This is a genomic window from Hamadaea sp. NPDC051192, from assembly GCF_040682475.1.
Classification (GTDB): domain Bacteria; phylum Actinomycetota; class Actinomycetes; order Mycobacteriales; family Micromonosporaceae; genus Hamadaea; species Hamadaea flava.
On the sequence record NZ_JBFBAZ010000064.1, the window covers coordinates 1 to 20,265 of the forward strand.

Genomic DNA, 20,265 nt, shown 5'->3' on the forward strand with positions numbered 1-20,265 from the left:
GCGTTGGCGTGGCAGAACACCGCCTACAACCAGCCGCCGCATCCGTCGTACTTCCTCGGCGACGGGATGAGCACCCCACCCGCACCCACCATCTATGTCCGCTGAGTTCGTCGGCCGGCCCTGCTGCCGAGGCGGGGCCGGCCGACCTTCGACGTCCATCGGTGGCGGTACGCCGCGGCTCAGTTCGACGAGATTCGCCAACTGCCGCTGATACGCTGACATCGTGAGCGCGGACCACCCCGCACCGTGGACGATATCCCAGCTCAGACCGCATCTGCGGCAGCTGGGGGTGGAAGCCGGGCAGACCGTTCTTCTGCATTCTTCGCTTCGGGCCGTCGGCTACGTCTGTGGTGGAGCGACCACCGTCGTCCAAGCGTTCCTGGACGTCCTCGGCGGCGAAGGAACCCTCGTCGTTCCAGCGCAGAATCAGGACTATGTCGATCCATCGCGATGGCCGCATCGCCGGATCAGCGAGGAATACTGGGAAATCATCCGCGCCGAGCTTCCGGGATTCGACCCCGCGCTCACCCCCAGCGTGGGCATGGGCGTGATCGCGGAACGCGTACGCACCTGGCCCGGGGCGGTTCGATCGAACCACCCGAACACTTCCTTCGCCGCCGTCGGACCGGACGCGCACAAGCTGCTGGACCACCATGAACTCACCTCGCCGCTGGGCGACGCTTCACCGCTCGCCGCGATGGAATCCGTGGGTGCGTTGGTCGTCCTCCTCGGCGTCGGATTCGACCGTTGCACCACATTCCATCTGGCCGAAGCGAGGCTGCCGGATCTGCCCATGCAGTCGTTCAGCGCTCCGATGGCGACCCCAGAAGGCAGACAGCGGATCACATACGACGCCGTGAAGCTGAACGCGGGTGACTTCGCCACATTGGGCGCCGACTTCGAGCACGACACGGACTCGGTCGTCCGCGGCCGAATCGGTGGTGCGCCGAGCTGTCTGTTCACAATGGAATCCGCGACGGCGTACGCCGCCAAGTGGTTCGCGGCTAACCGTCCACCGGCGCACCGCTGATCTGTGGAGGAATGACCGCGGGGCGGCGGCGTATCGCGGCGACCTTCTTCGCGGTGACGCTGGGCAGCCGGTCCATGAAGGGGAAGACGCGCTCGTGGGTGTCGCCGTTGGCGTCGCGGAACACCATCTGGACGTCGATCTGCGCGAACTGGGCTAACGCCTCCGGCCGGAACCAGGCCACCATCGATCCCTGCGTGTAGTGCGGCACCGGTGAGAAGGGCGCGCCTTCGGCGTACCAGCGAACGAAGTAGTCCTGGCCGTCGACCAGCCCACAGCTCTCGAAGATCCGGTTGAGGTCGAACGGCTTGATCCAGTCGGTCGCGGGTTCGGCTGAGTCGTGTCGGCGGACCGCGTACGCGAAGCGCTTGACGACGGCGTATCCAGGCCCGGCGTTGTACGCCCAGAAGCGCCATCGCGGGCTGTCCGGATCGAACTGGCCGCCTTCGTCGTCGATCGCCAGTCCGATGGCCGGCCGGTTGGCCGACGCCCATTGGAGCCGGGCGAAGTAGAGGCCGGCCGCCGCGCCGAGCAGTGCAGCCGAGGTCGACGTGTCCAGCAGCGCCAACCGCATCGGCCATGAGGCGAGGGCAGCCGGTGCGAGGTTCTCTCGCACGAGGTCCCAAGCCAGATTCGCGGCGAGCAGGACGATGAAGCCGATCGGGATGGTGACGAACAGGACCGATCGCGCGACGATGCGTTGCGTGCCGTAGGCCTCGTCGCGGTGCTTCGCTGGTTGCCCTGCCATTCACGCTCCCCTCGACGGGGGCCGGTGATTGACAAGTGTAACTGTCGTACGCCTCGCCTATGGTGCGCGCGTGGGAATGTATGGCGAATGGATCCGGCTGACGCCGGCCGAGCTTGAACGCGCGCAAGAGGACCTCGACTGGGCCCACCGGTACGCCTTGGCGCAGTCGGAGGCCGACAGCGAGAACGGCGAGGAGCAGCCGGTGGCGCAGCGGCGGTCGTTCGGGAGTGACAAGACCTGGCACGCGTTGCTGTTCTTGTTGGCCCGCCGGGATTTCCCGATCGACATCATCACCGGGGAGTGGTTCTTCACGGAGGACACCGAGGACGAGTCGCAGTATTGGGGCTATTCACCGCCGGGGTTCCTCCAGCCCGAGGAGGTTCAGCGGGCGTCGGCTGCGCTGGCCGAGCTGACCGCCGAGGATCTGATCCGCGGGGTCGACCAGGCCGAGCTGGAGGCGGCCGAGATCTATCCCAGCGTCTGGGGCCGTCCCGGTGAGCTGGAGTGGGCCGTCAGCCACTTTCCGTACGTCAAGGAGTACTTCGCGGCGGCGGCGAAGGACGGTGACGCCGTCGTCTGCTGGATCTCGTGAGGTTCTAGTGCCGTGGTCGTCGGCGTGCCGCCATCACGGCCAGCTGGGCGAGGTCTCGGGGTCGTCGGAGCATGCGTTTGGTGGCCTCGACGACCTCGAGGCGGACGAAGCGGACGCCGTCGATGATGTCGGCCTCGTCGATCAGCGTGGTGGCACGCCAGCGCGGCGGGAACCACTCGTCGAAGAACTCCAGGTGCCCGTGGAACAGGCTGACCTGGGCCGAGCCGCTGATCGGCGCGCGGGTGAGCGAACCGATCCGGCAGACGGTCCGCCAGGCCTCGTCGCGCGCGATCACGTCGATGTCGCGGGGGTCGTCGATCCAGCCCCGGGCGTACAGGGGGCCGCTGCCCGCGACGGCGAAGTCGTCGGCCGGCAGGTTCAGCGCCGCGAGTTCGCGGAAGTAGCGGTGGTCACGGAATCCGGCCATGGCTACACCGGGGAAAGGCCGAGGGCCAGGCGTACGACGACGGCTGTCATCGACGCCACGAGCAGGCTGGAGAGCGTACCCACGAGCACGTATTCGCCGAAGCCGGAGGGATGCTGGTCCACGTTGGGCAGACGCGTCAACGACTTGGCGGCGATGGCCAGCGCTGCGGCTTCGGGGTGGCCGCCGGCGACGAAGGTGAAGACGAGTGTTCTCTCGATCCAGCCAATGTAGGCGCTCGTCGGGACGATCTGATGGATGTCCGCGCCGCGTTCGGCGAGTCGGCGGATGAGCGGGCGGACCGTCGCCGCGACGAAATCGCCGCCGGTGAAGACGGCGAACAGCAGTCCTGAGACGATGATCGCCACCCGATCGTCGGCCAGCAGGCGGCCCAGCTCGTCGAGCGATCGCCCGCCGAAATGTACGGCGGCGACGACCGGCAGGAGCAGGAGGAGGCCGGCCAGGACGTAGACGACCTGCCGGTGGGACTGCCAGATGCGGTGCGCCATCCGGGCGAGGTCGTCGCGGTCCGGCGTCTGTTCGGCGGTGGCGGCGCGACGGCGTACGCCGAGCTGAGCGGCGACGCCGATGGCGACGACGCCGAGCCAGGTGGCGACCGCCGTGCCGAAGGGGAGCGCCGGAAAAATGGCATATGCCGCATACGCTGCGGTGAAAAGACATCGCAGCCCGATGTTGGTCTGCCGCGCGGGCAGGCCGAGTGGCAGCGCCACGGCGACCAGGATGCCGAGCCACAGGCGAACGACGTCGATCACTGCGTCACGGTAATCGACTGGTGCAAATGGAAACGTCGAGGTGGTAGCTCTTGGTGGGCAGGTGGTGACCCACAGTGGAGTCGTCGAGTCGGCGTAAACGATCGTGGTAAGGCGATGATTCGGGTCCGATCGGGCGAGCCCGATCAGTCGATATCGGTGGCAGGAATTTCCCAGCTCAGGGTCATAGCTCAATCAGGTGATGTCGATAGCATGGTCCAGATAGGTCGGCGCAGCGGAAATGCCGGACATGACCGAAAAATCAGCGCCGCGCGTCGTGTCACCGCACGCGTAGATAGCCCCGCCACAGTGTGACCCAGGTCACCCCTAAGGGGTTTGCGACCACGTTTTACCTGCTTAAAGTCGACCAATGCGCCCCCAGCATGACGACCATGACGGTCGACCCAGCCCTCGTACGCAGCCCCCCAAACCCGATCTCTGGACCGACACCCAGACGTTCTTCCTCGACCGCATTCGGGAGGAGCGAACCGACGGAGAGACCGGCCGGCACCGGCTGGCGAGATCGGCGAAGCCGAAGGACGCGAAGCCGAAGGACCCGATGCCGACGGGTTCGATGCCAACGGGCTCGATGCCGACGGGTTCGGTGCCGACGGACGGGAAGCCGCGAGACATCAAGCCGCGAGACGTCAAGCCGCAGGACATCAAGCCGCGGGACATCAAGCCGCGAGACGTCAAGCCGCGAGACGCCAAGCCGCGAGACGCGAAGGCTGGAGACGAGAAGCCGAGGCGTACGAAGAAAGCCACCGGCAAGGCGGCGACCGCCGAAGCGACCCGACTGGCGATGGAGTCGGCGGAGCGATACCTGACCCCGGCCGGGCCGCTGACCCCCGGTGTCGCCCCCGTACGCACCCTGCACCGCTCGGCGAAGGCCGGTCGCGTCGTCGCCCTCGGCCTGATCGCGCTGCTCGGCGTCTCGGTCGTGGCCAGTCAGCGGGGCACTCCGGCGCAGCTGAACGACGCGGCGCAACAGCTCGCCGACCGCAACGCGGTCGCCGGCGCCGCCGACCGGTCCGCCCCTCGGGTGGCGGAGTCGACGTCGGCCAGCCCGGCGCCGAGCGCGACCGTCAGCGCGACGCCCTCACCGTCGCCGACCGTGAAGAAGGTCGTGACCTCGGTCAAACCGGTCGCCGGGCTCGACCAGAAGCAGATGAACAACGCGCTGACCGTCGTCAAGACCGGGCAGCAGTTGGGCGTGGCGCAGCGTGGGCTGCTCGTCGGCATCATGACCGCCATGCAGGAGAGCGACCTCTACAACCAGGCCAGCTCGGCCGTGCCGGAGTCGCTCGACTACCCGCACGAGGGCAGCTCGGTGGACTACGACTCCTGCGGGCTGTTCCAGCAGCGGACCAGCATGGGCTGGGGCACGGTCAAGCAGATCATGAACACGACCTACTCCTCGACGAAGTTCTTCCAGGCGCTGAAGAGGGTCTCCGGCTGGCAGAACATGCAGCTGACGCTCGCGGCCCAGGCGGTCCAGGGCTCGGCCTACCCGTACGCGTACGCGAAGCACGAGGCGACCGCCCGCAAGGTCCTCACCGCGATCCTGGCGGCGCTGTGAAGCCGATCCATGGCCGCGCTGTGAAGCTGATCGTGGCGGCGCGGTAAAGCCCAGGGCTGTACCGTTCCGGGATGGTCGTCGAAACCCCCGCCGGGCGTCCGGCGTACGTGGTCAACGTCGAGGTCCTCCCGCATCGGGACGGCCGCTGGCTGCTCATCCGCCGCGGGAACGAGGGGCACGCGGCCGGTACGCTCGCCGGCCCGGGCGGCAAGGTCGAGGTCGGCGGCTTCCTGCCCGGCGTACTGGAGGCGACCGGCCGGCGCGAGGTCCTCGAGGAGATCGGGCTCGACCTCGACGGGGTGCCGATGGCGTACGTGGGCAACTCGTTGTTCGTCAGCGACGACGGCGACTCCGTGGTCAACGTGGTCTTCGCCGCCGAGGTTCCGGCGGGCGCCGAGCCGTACGCCGCCTCGCCGGAGGAGGTCGCGGAGATCCTCTGGCTGACGACCGAAGAGGCGCTGGCGCATCCGGCCTGCCCGCCGTGGACGCGCCGAAGTCTGACTGAGGCGACCGCTCGGCTGGCGACCCTGACCAGCTAGGCTCACCTGCGTGTTCATCCTGCTGCCGCCGTCGGAGGGGAAGGCCGCCGCCGGCTCCGGCGCACCGGTCGACCACGATTCGCTGTTCCTGCCGCAGCTGCGCCGCTCGCGCGAACGTGTGCTGAAGGCGTTGGTCAAACTGTGCTCGGCGAAGAGCAAGGCCGGCCAGGCGAAGGCACTGGCGACGCTCGGCCTCAGCGAGGGCCAGCGGGACGAGCTGGCCCGCAACGCCGATCTGCCGGCCGCGTCGACGTTGCCCGCGCGGCACGTCTACACCGGGGTGCTCTACGACAACCTCGATCTGGCGAGCCTGTCGCCCGAGATCGACACCGGGAAGATCCTGGTCTCGTCCGGGCTGTGGGGCGTCGTCCGGCTCGACGACGAGATCCCGCCGTACCGCTGCTCGATCGGGGTGAATCTCCCGCCCGTGGGTGGGCTCACGGCGTACTGGAAGAAAGCCTTGAGTCCGGCGCTGGACCGCGAGGTCCGGGACGAGCTGGTGCTGGACCTGCGGTCCGGCGCCTACGCGGCGACCTGGACGCCCCGCGAGCATCTGGCGGTACGCGTGCTGCAGGAGCGCGACGGCAAGCGCATGGTGGTGAGCCACTTCAACAAGGCGACCAAGGGCCGGGTCGTCCGGGACCTGCTCCTGTCGGGCGCGCGGCCGCAGACGACGGAGGAGCTGCTCGGGACGTTGCGCGACCTGAAGTATCTCGTCGAGCCGACGCCCAAGGGGTTCGACATTGTCGTCCAGGAATTATGAATCGTTAAGGATTGACTAACAGCGATCTTATCGCCATGATTGCGATAAGTGTCGATGGCCATCGAACGCTCCCAGGAGAATCCCCCATCCTGAAAGGAGTAGCGCATGGCCGGGTTCTACGGCGAGGTCTCATGGTTCTGCTGCGGCAGTTCGTGGGGACCCTGCGGCTCGGCGGGGCACGGCGCCTGTGGCACCTGCAACTCAGGCAGCCGGCAACACGCCTGGCCGAACACCTCCGACGCCTGTCACGCGATCACCAATCCTGAGGCCTGCGGTGAAGGTCTGGCTCGGCGGACCTGCGGGTTCCGCCACTACACGACCAACCGGTGCACGGGGCAGAAGGTCGGCACGACGATCGCCGACTGCGGCCCGCAGACGGACCTGTTCTGCGGCGAGCGCACCTGCTGCGGATCGGTCTGCGGATCGAACCGGGTCATCGACCTGACGCCCGCGGCGTTCAGCGCCATCTCCAGCCTGTCGTACGGGCTGCGGCCGGCGTACATCGATGTGGTGTAGGGAGGGACTGACGATGGCACTCAACATGGACCGCCGGTCCCTGCTCACCTCGGCCGTGCTCGGCAGCGCCTCGCTCGTCGGCGCGACCGCGCTCGGCTCGCTGGCGCCGGAGGCGGCGTTCGCCAAGGGCGACGACATCGAACCGGGTGCGCCCGACCCGAACTTCGCCGAAGGCCGGGTCACCGGCATCAGCGAAGGCATGCTGCTGGTGGCCGGCTCGGACGGCACCCTGTGGCGGATCCGGGTCACCAACGCCTCCAGCATCTGGAAGCTGCACCCGACCAGCCTCGACAAGGTCGCGGTGGGTGACGGTCTCTACGCCCGTGGCGTACGGCTCGGCGACGGCACGCTCGCCGCCGACGCGATCTGGGTGAACATCGTGAACATCCAGGTCCACGTGGCGGCGCTGGCCCCGAAGAAGATCCACTTCGACCATCGGGGCAAGCGCATCATCGGGCACGTCGTGCCCGGCGTCACGGCCGCCTCCTACAACAACACGCCGGCCATCGCCGACATGACGATGGTCCAGGTAGGACGGCACGCTCAGGTCATCGGTGCGTGGATCCCCGACACCAACGAGATCGAGATCGCCACCCTCTACACCTCCACCATCCAGCACAACCACTGATTGATACGCACAAGGCAGTCCGGCGCGGGTGCGGCCGCCCGGCTGCCGTCGACCTGGGAGTTGTCGTCATGCTTGTGTGGATCGGTTCCCTGCAACCACTCCTGCTCGGCGCGGTCCTGCTGTGGTCCGCGCAGGCCAAGGTGTTCAGCCGGTACGCGGCCGCGCACGCGCGGCGTACGGCGCTCGCCCCGCTGCTGGGCGAAGACCGGGCGGTGCTCGCCTATCGCACGCTCGCCGGGGTCGAAGCGGTGCTGGGCGCCGCGCTCGTCCTGCCCGGACTCGTACGCCTGGAGGCGGTCGCCGCCACCGCCCTGAGCACCGGGTTCCTCGGCTATCTGGCGTACGCGAAGATCAAGGACCCGAAGTCGTCCTGTGGTTGCCTGAGCGCGCAGCCCATCCCGATCAACGGCCGCAGCTTCGGCCGGGCCGGACTGATGCTGGCCGGATCTCTGCTGGCCCTCGCCTCCGGTGCCGCGTGGACCGGTGGGCTCGCCGATCATCCGGTCGCCGGAGTCGCGCTGCTGCTGGCCGAGGCCGCCGCGATCGTCGTGTTCTCCCCGGAGTTCGACGAACGCTGGCTGATGCCCCTGCGCCGGTTGTACGTCCGGCTGTCCCACCCGCTCGCCTCGCCCGGCGCGTTCGACGTGCCGCTGGAGTCGACGGTGGACCAGCTGCACAAGAGCAGCGCGTGGCGGGACCTGGCGCGCAGCGTCACCTCGGACGTTCGGGAGCACTGGGACGAGGCGGACTGGCGCGTGCTCGTCTACTCCGTCCGGTACGCCGGCCAGCCCGCGTCGGCGGTGTTCGCCGTGCCGCGGCTGCGTTACGACCCGCAGTCCGTCCGGGCCGCGGTCGTGGACGACAACGGCAGTACGCTCGCCGCCCTCGAACCCCACGCCCAACCCGAGTTCGCCATCTAACCCTGCTTCTTCGAGGGCGCTGGATCACGGATCTCAGTCGAATCTTGGCCCAAGATTCGACCCGGATCCCTGATCCAGCGCCCTTCGGCGTCGCAGAGAGGGGGGGCTTTTGCAAGATCAGGCGGAACTTTTGTTTGTGCCGACAAAACTATGGACAGCGACGGGGAAAGCTCGTAACGTGTGCGCCACACAACGCACCTGCGAGCGTCGATGTGTCCATAGAGGAGAGACGGCATGCATGTCAGGCTGCTGCGGCTGTTGCGCGACGAAGGCCCGTTGTCGCGGGCCGAGTTGGCCGCCCGGCTGGACGTACCCCGGCCGCGGCTGCTCGCCGAGTTGGATCGGCTGCTCGCCGCCGGTCAGGTCGCCGAGGCCGGACCGGCGCAGTCCCGGGGCGGACGACGGTCCACTCTCGTCGAGCTGAACCCGGAGATCCGGTACGCCGGCGTCGACCTGGGCGCGACCTCGATCGACGTCGAGATCACCGACGGGCGGCTGGAGCCCGTGGCGGCGTACAGCGAACCCGCGGACATCCGCTCCGGCCCGAAGGCGACCTTGCATCGGGTCAACGAACTGCTGGCCAAGGCGAAGGCCGACGGGCACTTCAGCCACCTCGACGGCATCGGCATCGGCGTACCGGGGCCGGTCAGCTTCCGGGACGGCCTGCCGGTGTCGCCGCCGATAATGCCCGGCTGGGACCGCTATCCCGTGCGTGAGCTGCTCACCCGGGAACACGGCTGCCCGGCGGTGGTGGACAACGACGTCAACATCATGGCGGTCGGCGAGCGGCACGGCGGCGTCGCGCACTCGGTCGACAACTTCCTGTTCGTCAAGATCGGCACCGGCATCGGCTGCGGGATCTATCTCAACGGCGCGGTCTATCGGGGGTCCGACGGGTGCGCCGGGGACATCGGGCACATCCAGGTCGACCCCGCCGGGCCGGTGTGCACCTGCGGCAACCACGGTTGCCTGGAAGCGGTGTTCAGCGGGGGCGCGCTGGCTCGGGAGGCGACCGCCGCGGCTCGCTCCGGGGCTTCGCCCGCGCTCGCCGAGCGGCTCGCCGCGAACGGCGTGGTGACCGCGCTCGACGTCGCGGCCGGCGCGGCCGAGGGCGACGTCGCCTGCATCCAGCTCATCCGCGACGGGGGCCGCCGCGTCGGCGCCGTCCTGGCGAGCCTGGTGAGCTTCGTGAACCCGTCGCTCATCGTCATCGGGGGCGGGCTGGCCCAGTTGGGGCACGTGATGCTGGCCGAGATCCGCAGCGTCGTCTACAAGCGCTCGCTGCCGCTCGCCACCGGCAACCTCCCCCTGGTCCTGTCCGAGCTGGGCAGCCGGGCCGGCGTCGCCGGCGCCGCCCTGCTGGCCAGCGAGATCGCCTTCGAGCAGGCGTCATGACCACCGACACGGCCACCGAGGCTGCCACCGACGCGACGATCCTCCAGCTCGACGGGGTGGTGAAACAGTTCCCGGGCGTACGTGCGCTCGACGGGGTCCACCTCGAGGTCCGGGCGGGTGAGGTGCACTGCCTGCTCGGGCAGAACGGGGCGGGCAAGTCCACCTTGATCAAGGTGCTGGCCGGCGTCCACAAGCCCGACGCCGGGACCGTCACCTGGCAGGGCAGCCCGGTCGTCTTCGCCAACCCGCAGGCCGCGATGAAGGCCGGGATCGCGACGATCTACCAGGAACTCGATCTCGTGGACCACCTGTCGGTCGCGGAGAACGTCTTCCTCGGCCAGGAGCCGAGCCGGTTCGGGTTCGTCCACAAGAGAACTGCGGCGACGCGTACCCGGGAGGTCCTGCGGCGGCTCGGGCATCCCGAGATCCCGGTGCACCGGCTGGTCGAGGCGCTGCCGTCGGCTGGCAAGCAGATCGTCAGCATGGCGCGGGCGCTCTCGCACGAGGCCAAACTGCTCATCATGGACGAGCCCAGCGCGGTCCTCGCCCACGACGAGGTGGCCAACCTCTTCCGGATCATCCGGGAACTGACCGCCGAGGGCATCGCGGTCGTCTACATCTCCCACCGGCTCGAGGAGATCCGCGAGATCGGCGATCGGGTCACCGTCCTCAAAGACGGCCGGACCTCCGCGGTGGACCTGCCCGCGCGGACGACGCCGACTCGCGAGCTGGTCAGCAAGATGACCGGGCGCTCCCTCGAATACGTCTTCCCACCTCGCGGGGGAGAACCGGGCGACGTGCTGCTCCAGGTCAGTGGGCTGACACGGGCACACGAGTTCCAGGACGTCTCCTTCGAGGTACGCACAGGGGAGATCGTCGGCATCGCCGGCCTGGTGGGCAGCGGACGAAGTGAGCTGCTCGAAACGGTCTACGGTGCGCGTACCCCTGAGTCTGGAACGGTGAGCGTCGCGGGCCGGAACCTGCCCGCGGGAAGCGTCGCCGCGGCGGTCAAAGCGGGGTTGGGCCTGGCCCCCGAGGAGCGCAAGAGTCAGGCGCTGCTGCTGGCCGAGCCGGTCTACCGCAACATCACGCTGACCACGTTCGGCCGGTACGCCCACGGCGGCTTCACCGACGCGGGCCGGGAGCAGGCCGAGGCGAGCCGGATCGCGGACGCCCTGGAGTTGCGCCCCCGCGACGTACGCCGCCCGGCCGGCACGCTGTCCGGCGGCAATCAGCAGAAGGTCGTGGTCGGCCGCTGGCTGCTGGGCGACACCCGGCTGCTGTTGCTGGACGAGCCGACGCGCGGCGTCGACGTCGGCGCGCGGGCCGAGCTGTATCAGGTGATCCGTGATCTCGCGCGCCGCGGCGTCGGCGTGCTGCTGGTCTCCAGCGAAGTGCCGGAGGTGCTCGGTCTGGCCGACCGGGTGCTCGTGATGCGCGAGGGACGCCTGATCAAGCAGGCGCCGGCCGGCGAACTGACCGAGGACGACGTCCTCGACCTGGTGATGGCGGGCTCGCTGAGCCCCACCTTGTCATAAGGAGCTTGTGCGGTGACGGCTCAGACGTCCGTTGTGGAGCGTGGCGGCTGGTGGCGGACCATCCCCACCGAGTCGCTGTGGCGCAACCTCGGCCTGGTCGGGGTGCTGGTCGTGCTGTTCGTGATCGGCGCGATCATCCGGCCCGACCTGTACGGCGACTCCGACTGGGTCGTCAACAACATGTTGGTGATCCTGCAACAGGCCGCCGCGATCGGGGTGGTCACCGTCGGGGTGACCTTCGTGATCATCGGCGGCGGCATCGACCTGTCGGTCGGCGCGTTGATCGCGCTGGCCGGGGTCTGGTCGACGACGTTGGCGACGCAGTCCTACGGCGCGGGCGGCATGATCTTCGCCGCCATCGCCGTCGGGACCATCGCCGGCGCGGTCAACGGCCTGCTCATCGCGTACGGGCGGCTCGTGCCGTTCATCGCGACCCTGGCGATGCTGGTGGCCGCCCGCGGCCTCGCGGCGCAGATCTCCGGCAAGCAGACCCAGGTCTCCGCCGACCAGTTCATCAACGGGATCGCGACGAAGAAGGTCGCGGGGATCCCGATGCTCGTCGTCATCCTGGCCGTCGCCGCGGCGCTCGGCTGGGTGCTGCTCAACCGCACCACGTTCGGCCGGCGTACGGTCGCCATCGGCAGCAACGCCGAGGCGGCCCGGCTGGCCGGGATCAACGTCCGGCGGCACACCCTGCTCCTGTACGCGCTGTCCGGGCTGTGCTGCGGCATCGCCGCGATCATGCTCACCTCACTGGCCACCTCCGCCCAGGCGGCCGCGGCCGAACTCTACGAACTCGACGCCATCGCCGCCGCGATCATCGGTGGCACGCTGCTGTCCGGCGGGCGCGGGACGATCGTGGGCTCGATGTTCGGCGTGATCGTCTTCTCGACGATCACCAATCTCTTCGCCATCGCCAACCTGCCCACCGAGGTCCAGAACATGGTCAAGGGCGGAATCATCGTGCTGGCCGTCCTGGTCCAGCAGATCCGGTTCGGTTCGCTGACCGCTCTGTTCCGCAAACCCTGAGCCACCTCGCCACCGGCTGCCGTCGATTCGCCGACGGCGGCTGGGCTCCTCGCACCCATTTTCCGTCCATCTTCGGATTTCCCGTCCATCTTCGGAGGTTGTCATGCGCATGACCCACTCGTCCCGCCGCAGCCTGTTGTTCGGCGGCGCGGCCCTCGGCGCCGGCGCGGTCCTCGCCGCGTGCACGAGCAACGAGTCGAACAACCCCACCACGGCGCAGACCAAGGGCGCCGAAGCGAGCAACCCCAACGTCGCCGCCGGGAAGGCGGTCACCATCGGGTTCTCCGCCCCGGCCGCCGACCACGGCTGGATCGCCGCCATCACCAACAACGCCAAGGCGCAGGCGGCCGCGTACTCGGACGTCACATTCAAGCAGGTGGAGGCGGGCAAGGACGCGGCCGCGCAGCGGGCCGCGCTCGACACGCTGATCGCCGAGAAGCCCGACGTCATCGTGCTGCTGCCGCACGACGGCAAGGAGCTGAACGCGTTCGGGCTCAAGGCGATGGAAGCCGGTATCCCCGTGGTCAACCTGGACCGGGCGTTCCCCGACGCGCTGGCGTACCGGTTGCAGATCAAGGGCGACAACTACGGCATGGGCGTGGCCGCCGGGCACTACATCGGCAAGGCGATGAAGGCGAAGAACGTCGCGAGCCCGGTGATCGGCGAGATCGCCGGCATGGACGAGCTGGAGCTGACCCAGGAACGCAGCAAGGGCTTCGCCGACGCGCTGAAGACCTACGGCTTCAAGGTCGCCAACCGGCGGGCCGCCCGGTTCACCGCCGACACCGGCCAGAAGGAGGCGCAGAACCTCCTGCAGGCGCTGCCGAAGCTGGACGCGCTGTGGAACCACGACGACGACCAGGGCATCGGCGTCCTCGCGGCGATCACGGCGGCCAACCGGAGCGAGTTCATCATGGTCGGCGGGGCCGGGTCGAAGAAGGCGATCGAGGACATCGCGGCCGACAAGTCGGTCCTCAAGGCGACCGTCACCTACAGCCCGTCGATGGCGTCGTCGGCGATCTCGCTCGGCCGGCTGATCGCCCAGGGGCGGGGGATGGCGGATCTGGTCGAGCTCCAGGTCCCGAAGGAGATCATCCTCTCCTCCGAGACGATCACGAAGGAGAACGCCGGCACCTATCTGAAGCTCGGTTTCTGAGCGTTCATCGGTTCTGGCGTTCGGTTCTTGCGGGAGGTTTCATCAGTGTCCACGACAGACGGTGGAGAACTGCGGGTCGGCCTGGTCGGCTACGCGTTCATGGGCGCGGCGCACTCGCAGGCGTGGCGTACCGTGAACCGGGCGTTCGACCTGCCCGTGCAGGTGCGGATGACGGCCATCTGCGGCCGTGATCCGGCCAACGTCCGCGCGGCGGCCGACCGCCTCGGCTGGCAGTCCGCCATGACCGACTGGCGGGAACTGGTCGCCCGGGACGACATCGACGTGATCGACGTCTGTACGCCGGGCGACAGCCACGCCGAGATCACCCTCGCCGCCTTGGCCGCGGGCAAGCACGTGCTGTGCGAGAAGCCGCTGGCCAACACGGTCGAGGAGGCCTCAGCCATGGCGACCGCCGCGGCGGTCGCCCGCGGGTCCGGTGTACGCAGCCTGTGCGGGTTCAACTACCGCCGGGTGCCCGCCGTCGCGCTGATGCAGCAGCTGATCGCGGCCGGCCGGCTCGGCGCGATCCGGCACGTGCGGGCGGCGTACCTGCAGGACTGGATCGTCGATCCGGAGTTCCCGCTGGTCTGGCGGTTGCAGAAGGATCGGGCCGGCTCGGGCGCGCTGGGCGACATCGGCGCGCACATCGTCGACCTGACCCAGTACGTCACGGGCCAGCGCATCACGGGGGTCAGCGCGCTCACCGAGACCTTCGTCCGGGAGCGGCCGCTGCCATCCGTCTCTAGTGGACTGTCGGCCGGTGCGGACGGTCGTGGACTCGGTCGCGTCACGGTCGACGACGCGGCGCTGTTCACCGCGCGGCTCGACGGGGGAGCGGTCGCCACCTACGAGGCGACCCGGTTCGCCACCGGCCGCAAGAACGCGCTGCGGGTCGAGGTCAACGGCGCCCTCGGCTCGCTCGCGTTCGACCTGGAACGGCTCAACGAGCTGGAGTTCTACGACGCCACGCGACCCGGCCCGGAGCAGGGGTTCACCCGGATCCTCGTGACCGAACCCGAGCACCCGTACCTGGCCGCCTGGTGGCCGCCCGGCCACATCATCGGCTACGAGCACTCCTTCACTCATCAGATGCGCGACTTCGTGCAGGCCATCGCCGACGGCACCGACCCGGCTCCGTCCTTCGAGGACGCGCTCCAGGTGCAGCTGGTGCTCGACGCGGTCCTGCGCTCGGCCGGCAACGACTCCGCCTGGACGGGGGTCGACCCCGTCCTCACCACCGCCTGAAACCCGCCTGCGAGCGGCCGGCGTCCAGCCGCTCGCAGGCCCGACCCCATGACGGCGCGGCGGCGCGCGCCTGACTTCCCCCGAGTCAGGAAGGCACCCAGATGAACCGCTCCACTCTTCCCGCGGCGTTGGTCCTCGCCGCCGGATTCGTCCTCGTGCCGTTGACCGGCAGTCCAGCCGTCGCGCACACCACGATCAACGCCGCCGACTACCAGCAGGTCGAGATGGCCCGTGGCGTCGCCGAGATGGGCGAGCCGATGTCGCTCGCGGTGCTGCCGGACACCTCCGTGCTGCATACCGCCCGGGACGGCAAGTTGCGCCGCACGGACGCGGCCGGGACGACCACGGTGATCGGCACGCTGCCCGTCTACTCCCATGATGAGGAAGGCTTGCAGGGCGTCGGCGTCGACCCGAACTTCGCGGCCAACCGCGCGATCTTCCTCTATTACGCGCCGCCACTGTCCACTCCGGCCGGTGACGCGCCCGCGACCGGGACCGACTTCTCCGCCTGGCAAGGCGTCAACCGGCTGTCCCGGTTCACCCTCAACGCCGACTGGACGGTCAACCTCGCCAGCGAGAAGGTCGTCCTGTCGACCCCGGCCGACCGGGGCATCTGCTGCCACGTCGGCGGCGACATCGACTTCGACGCGGCCGGGAACCTCTACCTGACCACCGGCGACGACAGCAATCCGTTCTCGTCGGCCGGGTACGCCCCCATCGACGAGCGCGCTGACCGGAATCCGGCGTACGACGCGCAGCGTACGGCGGCGAACACCAACGATCTGCGGGGCAAGCTGCTGCGGATCAAGGTGGCCGACGACGGCACCTACACGATCCCGGCCGGCAACCTGTTCGCCCCGGGCACGGCCAAGACCCGGCCGGAGATCTACGCGATGGGCTTCCGCAACCCGTTCCGGATGAGCGTCGACAAGGCGACCGGCGTGGTCTACCTCGGCGACTACGGTCCCGACGCGGGCAGCACCGACGCGAATCGCGGACCAGCCGGGCAGGTCGAGTTCAACCGCATCTCCTCGGCGGGCAACTACGGCTGGCCCTACTGCACGGGGACGAACACCTCGACGGAGACCTACAACGAGTGGAACTTCGCCACCGACACCACCGGGCCGAAGTACGCCTGTTCCACCGGGCCGACGAACAACTCGTTCCGCAACACCGGCCTGACGGCGCTGCCGGCGGCCCGCCCGGCCTGGATCCGCTACGGCGGAGACGCCGGTACGCCGCCGGAGTTCGGGACCGGCTCGGAGTCGCCGATGGGCGGGCCGGTCTACCACTACAACGCCGCTTCGACCTCGACCGTCAAGTTCCCCGCCGAACTGGACGGCCACTTCTTCGCCGGTGAGTTCGGCCGGGGCTGGATCAAGGCGATCGACGTCAACGCCGACGGGTCGCCGGGTGCGATCGCGAACTTCCCGTGGACCGGCAAGCAGGTGATGGACCTGGCGTTCGGCCCGAACGGCGCGCTCTACGTGCTCGACTACGGCACCGGCTATTTCAACGGCGACGCCAACTCGGCGCTCTACCGCATCGAGTACATCGCCGGGGCGGACCGAGCGCCCGTCGCCCAGGCCTCGGCGGACAAGACCTCCGGCCTGGCCCCGTTGGCGGTGGCCTTCTCCGCCGCCGGGTCGGCCGATCCGGAAGGCGGCGCGCTCACCTACAACTGGGCGTTCGGCGACGGCACCACGTCGACGGCGGCCAACCCGAGCAAGACCTACGCCGCGAACGGTCAGTTCACCGCGACGCTGACGGTACGCGATCCGGCGGGCAACACCGGATCGTCGAGCGTGATCGTGACGGTCGGCAACACCGCTCCGACGGTACGCGTACAGCTCCCGGCGAACGGGGCGCTCTTCTCCTTCGGCGACACGGTGCCGTACCAGATCACCGTCACCGATCCTGAGGACGGCACGATCGACTGCGCCCGGGTCAAGATGACCTACGTGCTGGGCCACGACAACCACGGCCACGCCATCACGTCGCAGACCGGCTGCTCCGGGGCGATCAGCGTACCGGTGGACGGGGAGCACGACGACGCCGCGAACATCTTCGGGGTCTTCGACGCCGAGTACACGGACAACGGGGCGAACGGCCAGCCCGCGCTGACGACGCACGCCCAGAACATCGCCCAGCCTCGGCATCGGCAGGCCGAGCACTACACCGCCGCCGCCGGGGTCAACCAGTTCGCCAAGGCGACCGCTGAGGGCGGCAGGACGGTCGGCGACATCCACAATGGCGACTGGATCGCCTTCGACCCGTACGCCGTCGGCAACGCGGCGTCGTTCGTCGCCCGCGCTTCGTCGGCCGGGGTCGGCGGCACCCTGCAGGTGCGTACCGGTTCCCCGACCGGGCCGATGATCGGGCAGGCGACCGTTCCCGTGACCGGGGCCTGGGACACCTTCACCACGGTCAGCGGCGCGATCACGAACCCGCCGGCCGGCACCCAACGGCTGTATCTGGTGTTCGCCGGGGGCGCTGGAGCGTTGTTCGACCTCGACTCGATCACCTTCGTGACGAACAACGCGGCGGCGGCCGAAGGCGAGAGTTACACGTCGCAGTCGGGCGTCGGAATCGCCGCGCACGCCCCCGCGACCGGTGGCAAGACGCTCGGCTACGTGGAGAACGGCGACTGGGCGGCGTACGCCGGGATCAGCACGACCGGCGCGGTCGGCTTCTCCGCCCGGATCTCCTCCAACGGAGTCGGCGGGACGATCCAGATCCGCTCCGGCTCCCCGACCGGTACGCAACTGGGCTCGGTCGCCGTGCCGGTGACCGGCGGTTGGGAGACCTTCCAGACGGTGTCGACGCCCCTCACCGGTTCCGCCTCCGGCCCGTTGTACCTGGTCTTCAGCGGCGGCAGCGGAGCGCTCTTCGATCTGGACAACTTCACGCTGAACCGGCTCGGCAGCGGGGCGACCGGCGCGGTCGTCGGCCTGGCGGGCAAATGCGTGGACGTCGCCGGGGCGAACACGGCCGACGGCACGCACGTGCAGCTCTACACCTGCAACGGGACCACCGCGCAGCGCTGGGCGCCGGTCGGGCAGACCTGGCGATCGCTCGGCAAATGCCTCGACATCTCCGGCGGCGACACCGCCAACGGATCCGTCGTGCAGTTGTGGACCTGCAACGGAACCGGTGCGCAGAACTGGGTCGCCCAAGCCGACGGCACCCTGCGCAATCCACAGTCGGGGCGGTGCCTCGACGTCCCGGGCGGCTCGATCGCCGACGCCACGCAGTTGATCATCTACGACTGCACGGCCGGCGCCAACCAGAAGTGGACCCTGCCATGAGGACCCTGAGGAGCATTCTCTGGTCGGCCGCGCTCGCGTCGACCTTGGTGGCCGGAGCCGAGACCGCGGCGTGCGCCGCGGACACGGCGTACGACGTGCTGGTGTTCAGCAAGACCGCGGGCTTCCGGCACGACTCGATCGCGGTCGGCGTACAGGCCCTGCGGGAGCTGGGCGCGGCCGACAACTTCACCGTCACGGCGACCGAGGACGCCGCCGCCTTCACCGCCGGAAACCTCGCGCAGTACGAGGCAGTCGTCTTCCTCAACACCACCGGCGACGTGCTCGACGACCCGCAGCAGACCGCCTTCGAGGCGTACATCCGGGGCGGGGGCGGGTACGTCGGCGTGCACGCGGCCGCCGACACCGAGTACGCCTGGCCGTTCTACGGCGAGCTGGTCGGCGCGTGGTTCGCCTCTCATCCCGCCATTCAGCAGGCCACGATCAAGGTCGAGGACCGGGCGCACGCGGCCACCGCCGGGCTCGGCCAGACCTGGGTCCGCACCGACGAGTGGTACAACTACCAGACCAATCCCCGATCCACGGCGCACGTCCTGGCGAGCCTCGACGAGTCCAGCTACACCGGTGGCGGGATGGGCGCGGACCACCCGCACACCTGGTGCAAGACGATCGGGAGTGGACGGTCCTTCTACACCGGCAGCGGGCATACCCAGACCGCGTACGCGGAGGCCGGGTTCCGGGCGCTCCTGCTCGGCGGCATCCGGTACGCCGCTCGCCGGGTCAACGCCGACTGCCGGCCGGAGACCGGATACAGCACGCTCTACAACGGCTCCACCACAGGCTGGTCGCAGGCCGGACCGGGTGGCTTCACCAGCACGGACGCGACGCTGAGCAGCTACGACGGCATGGGTCTGTTCTGGTATTCGGCCCAGCAGTTCACCGACTACTCGCTCAAGCTCGACTGGCGGCTGGCCGGCGACGACAACTCGGGAGTGTTCATCGGCTTCCCGGCGTCGGCGGATCCGTGGTCGGCGGTGAACAACGGGTACGAGATCCAGATCGACGCGACCGACAGCGTGGACCGCACCACCGGCGCGGTCTACGGGTTCCAGTCGGCCGATGTGGCCGCCCGTGACGCCGCGCTGAACCCACCGGGGACCTGGAACACCTTCGAGATCACGGTCGCCGGTGAACGGCTCCAGGTCTTCCTCAACGGGGTGAAGGTCAACGACTTCACCAACACCGATCCGGCCCGCTCGCTCGCCGGGTACATCGGGTTGCAGAACCACGGGACCGGCGACGACGCCTCCTTCCGCAACATCCGGATCAAACCGGCCGGCATCGACCGGTCGGTCCAGGCCGAGTCGTTCAGCAGCGCGTCCGGCGTGTCGCCCTACACCAAGGCGGGGGCGCACAACGGGCAGACGCTGGGCTACGTCGACCCGGGCGACTGGGCGGCGTACGCCGGACTCGACCTGACCGGCGTCACGCGGTTCAAGGCACGGGTGGTGTCCGGGGGGCCGGGCGGCACGATCCAGATCCGCGCCGGTTCGGCGACCGGAGCCGTGCTGGGCTCGGTCGCCGTCCCGAACACGGGCGGGTGGACGACCTTCGCCGAAGTCAGCACGCAGCTTTCCGGCGTACCAGTGGGGGTGCAGACGCTCTATCTGACCTTCACCGGGACCGGCGGCGGCCCGTTCGACGTCGACGACTTCACCGTCGCCCGCACGCTCGGCAGCGGCGCGATCACCGGGCCGGGCTGGAAGTGCCTCGACGTCAGCGGGGCCGGAACCGCCGACGGCACGAAGATCCAGCTCTGGACCTGCAACGGCTCGGCCGCCCAGCAGTGGTCGCCGGTCGGCCAGACGTGGCGGGTGCTCGGCAAGTGCCTGGACGTCGCGGGCGGCGGCACCGCCGACGGAACCAAGGTCCAGTTGTGGACGTGCAACGGGTCCGGCGCGCAGAACTGGACCCCGCAGACGGACGGCAGTCTGCGGAACCCGCAGTCCGGCAAGTGTCTCGACGCCGCGGGCGGGGCGACCGCCGACGGCACCCAGGCACAGATCTGGACGTGCTCCGGCGGAGCCGCCCAACGCTGGAACCTGCCCTAGACGGCTTCCCGCCCGCCAT

General features: G+C 69.3%; 19 protein-coding genes. 16 read left to right on the top strand and 3 right to left on the bottom strand.

Features of this window, described 5'->3' with window-relative positions; genetic code table 11:
• The first annotated feature begins 3 nt into the window (after positions 1 to 3).
• A complete protein-coding gene (locus AB0M47_RS24880) occupies positions 4 to 105 on the top strand; it encodes a hypothetical protein (protein ID WP_363418211.1) in 102 nt (33 codons plus the stop codon).
• Positions 106 to 223: 118 nt separating this feature from the next.
• Positions 224 to 1,030: an AAC(3) family N-acetyltransferase gene (locus tag AB0M47_RS24885; protein ID WP_363418159.1), complete on the top strand. Its 807-nt coding sequence runs from the start codon at positions 224 to 226 to the stop codon at positions 1,028 to 1,030.
• On the opposite strand, the gene AB0M47_RS24890 is transcribed toward AB0M47_RS24885, so the two are convergent.
• Complete coding sequence (locus AB0M47_RS24890; RefSeq protein ID WP_363418161.1) at positions 1,005 to 1,775, bottom strand: hypothetical protein; 771 nt, start codon at positions 1,773 to 1,775, stop codon at positions 1,005 to 1,007. The two genes, AB0M47_RS24885 and AB0M47_RS24890, sit on opposite strands and share 26 nt — an antisense overlap.
• Before the next feature lie 76 nt (positions 1,776 to 1,851).
• On the opposite strand from AB0M47_RS24890, the gene AB0M47_RS24895 reads away from it, so the two are divergent.
• Positions 1,852 to 2,367 carry a YfbM family protein gene (locus AB0M47_RS24895; RefSeq protein ID WP_363418213.1) on the top strand — a complete coding sequence of 172 codons (516 nt, stop codon included), beginning with the start codon at positions 1,852 to 1,854 and terminating at the stop codon, positions 2,365 to 2,367.
• A 4-nt stretch (positions 2,368 to 2,371) separates the two neighbouring features.
• Here the strand turns inward: AB0M47_RS24895 and AB0M47_RS24900 are convergent, their stop codons facing one another.
• Both AB0M47_RS24900 and AB0M47_RS24905 read right to left on the bottom strand, forming a co-directional pair.
• Positions 2,372 to 2,794 carry a hypothetical protein gene (locus AB0M47_RS24900; protein ID WP_363418163.1) on the bottom strand — a complete coding sequence of 141 codons (423 nt, stop codon included), beginning with the start codon at positions 2,792 to 2,794 and terminating at the stop codon, positions 2,372 to 2,374.
• Between the two features lie 2 nt (positions 2,795 to 2,796).
• Positions 2,797 to 3,564, bottom strand: a complete 768-nt coding sequence (locus AB0M47_RS24905; RefSeq protein WP_363418165.1) for a hypothetical protein — start codon at positions 3,562 to 3,564, stop codon at positions 2,797 to 2,799.
• Between the two features lie 367 nt (positions 3,565 to 3,931).
• Between AB0M47_RS24905 and AB0M47_RS24910 the strand changes: the two genes are divergently transcribed.
• From AB0M47_RS24910 to AB0M47_RS24970, 13 genes are all read left to right on the top strand, one after another.
• Positions 3,932 to 5,140 carry a hypothetical protein gene (locus AB0M47_RS24910; RefSeq protein ID WP_363418167.1) on the top strand — a complete coding sequence of 403 codons (1,209 nt, stop codon included), beginning with the start codon at positions 3,932 to 3,934 and terminating at the stop codon, positions 5,138 to 5,140.
• Positions 5,141 to 5,211: 71 nt separating this feature from the next.
• Complete coding sequence (locus tag AB0M47_RS24915; RefSeq protein WP_363418169.1) at positions 5,212 to 5,679, top strand: NUDIX domain-containing protein; 468 nt, start codon at positions 5,212 to 5,214, stop codon at positions 5,677 to 5,679.
• Positions 5,680 to 5,689: 10 nt separating this feature from the next.
• Positions 5,690 to 6,442: a peroxide stress protein YaaA gene (locus tag AB0M47_RS24920; protein ID WP_363418171.1), complete on the top strand. Its 753-nt coding sequence runs from the start codon at positions 5,690 to 5,692 to the stop codon at positions 6,440 to 6,442.
• Positions 6,443 to 6,547: 105 nt separating this feature from the next.
• Complete coding sequence (locus AB0M47_RS24925) at positions 6,548 to 6,958, top strand: septal ring lytic transglycosylase RlpA family protein (protein WP_253756277.1); 411 nt, start codon at positions 6,548 to 6,550, stop codon at positions 6,956 to 6,958.
• 13 nt (positions 6,959 to 6,971) lie between these two features.
• A complete protein-coding gene (locus AB0M47_RS24930) occupies positions 6,972 to 7,586 on the top strand; it encodes a cell wall protein (protein WP_253756275.1) in 615 nt (204 codons plus the stop codon).
• A 68-nt stretch (positions 7,587 to 7,654) separates the two neighbouring features.
• Positions 7,655 to 8,506: a MauE/DoxX family redox-associated membrane protein gene (locus tag AB0M47_RS24935; protein ID WP_363418174.1), complete on the top strand. Its 852-nt coding sequence runs from the start codon at positions 7,655 to 7,657 to the stop codon at positions 8,504 to 8,506.
• 234 nt (positions 8,507 to 8,740) lie between these two features.
• The gene (locus tag AB0M47_RS24940) at positions 8,741 to 9,901 is read left to right on the top strand and encodes an ROK family transcriptional regulator (protein WP_363418176.1); all 1,161 of its coding nucleotides are present in this window, start codon (positions 8,741 to 8,743) and stop codon (positions 9,899 to 9,901) included.
• Complete coding sequence (locus AB0M47_RS24945) at positions 9,898 to 11,439, top strand: sugar ABC transporter ATP-binding protein (protein ID WP_363418178.1); 1,542 nt, start codon at positions 9,898 to 9,900, stop codon at positions 11,437 to 11,439. Before AB0M47_RS24940 ends, AB0M47_RS24945 begins: the two co-directional genes overlap by 4 nt.
• 33 nt (positions 11,440 to 11,472) lie before the next feature.
• Positions 11,473 to 12,468 (top strand): ABC transporter permease, encoded by a 996-nt coding sequence (locus AB0M47_RS24950; protein WP_253763636.1) that lies wholly within the window; start codon positions 11,473 to 11,475, stop codon positions 12,466 to 12,468.
• 109 nt (positions 12,469 to 12,577) lie between these two features.
• Entirely contained in the window at positions 12,578 to 13,624 is a 1,047-nt protein-coding gene (locus AB0M47_RS24955) for a substrate-binding domain-containing protein (RefSeq protein WP_253756267.1), read from the top strand.
• A 45-nt stretch (positions 13,625 to 13,669) separates the two neighbouring features.
• Positions 13,670 to 14,869, top strand: coding sequence for a Gfo/Idh/MocA family oxidoreductase (locus AB0M47_RS24960; RefSeq protein ID WP_363418180.1), 1,200 nt, complete (start codon positions 13,670 to 13,672; stop codon positions 14,867 to 14,869).
• Positions 14,870 to 14,970: 101 nt separating this feature from the next.
• Entirely contained in the window at positions 14,971 to 18,177 is a 3,207-nt protein-coding gene (locus AB0M47_RS24965) for a carbohydrate-binding protein (protein WP_363418182.1), read from the top strand.
• A complete protein-coding gene (locus AB0M47_RS24970; RefSeq protein WP_363418183.1) occupies positions 18,174 to 20,246 on the top strand; it encodes a ThuA domain-containing protein in 2,073 nt (690 codons plus the stop codon). The genes AB0M47_RS24965 and AB0M47_RS24970 overlap by 4 nt, the downstream gene beginning before the upstream one ends.
• The last annotated feature ends 19 nt before the right edge of the window (positions 20,247 to 20,265 follow it).

Coding starts and splice junctions, on each gene's coding strand:
- AB0M47_RS24895 (WP_363418213.1), top strand. CDS start 1,852: ATGTATGGCGAATGGATCCGGCTGACGCCGGCCGAGCTTGAACGCGCG.
- AB0M47_RS24930 (WP_253756275.1), top strand. CDS start 6,972: ATGGCACTCAACATGGACCGCCGGTCCCTGCTCACCTCGGCCGTGCTC.
- AB0M47_RS24915 (WP_363418169.1), top strand. CDS start 5,212: ATGGTCGTCGAAACCCCCGCCGGGCGTCCGGCGTACGTGGTCAACGTC.
- AB0M47_RS24945 (WP_363418178.1), top strand. CDS start 9,898: ATGACCACCGACACGGCCACCGAGGCTGCCACCGACGCGACGATCCTC.
- AB0M47_RS24890 (WP_363418161.1), bottom strand. CDS start 1,775: ATGGCAGGGCAACCAGCGAAGCACCGCGACGAGGCCTACGGCACGCAA.
- AB0M47_RS24910 (WP_363418167.1), top strand. CDS start 3,932: ATGCGCCCCCAGCATGACGACCATGACGGTCGACCCAGCCCTCGTACG.
- AB0M47_RS24940 (WP_363418176.1), top strand. CDS start 8,741: ATGCATGTCAGGCTGCTGCGGCTGTTGCGCGACGAAGGCCCGTTGTCG.
- AB0M47_RS24955 (WP_253756267.1), top strand. CDS start 12,578: ATGACCCACTCGTCCCGCCGCAGCCTGTTGTTCGGCGGCGCGGCCCTC.
- AB0M47_RS24900 (WP_363418163.1), bottom strand. CDS start 2,794: ATGGCCGGATTCCGTGACCACCGCTACTTCCGCGAACTCGCGGCGCTG.
- AB0M47_RS24970 (WP_363418183.1), top strand. CDS start 18,174: ATGAGGACCCTGAGGAGCATTCTCTGGTCGGCCGCGCTCGCGTCGACC.
- AB0M47_RS24925 (WP_253756277.1), top strand. CDS start 6,548: ATGGCCGGGTTCTACGGCGAGGTCTCATGGTTCTGCTGCGGCAGTTCG.
- AB0M47_RS24935 (WP_363418174.1), top strand. CDS start 7,655: ATGCTTGTGTGGATCGGTTCCCTGCAACCACTCCTGCTCGGCGCGGTC.
- AB0M47_RS24965 (WP_363418182.1), top strand. CDS start 14,971: ATGAACCGCTCCACTCTTCCCGCGGCGTTGGTCCTCGCCGCCGGATTC.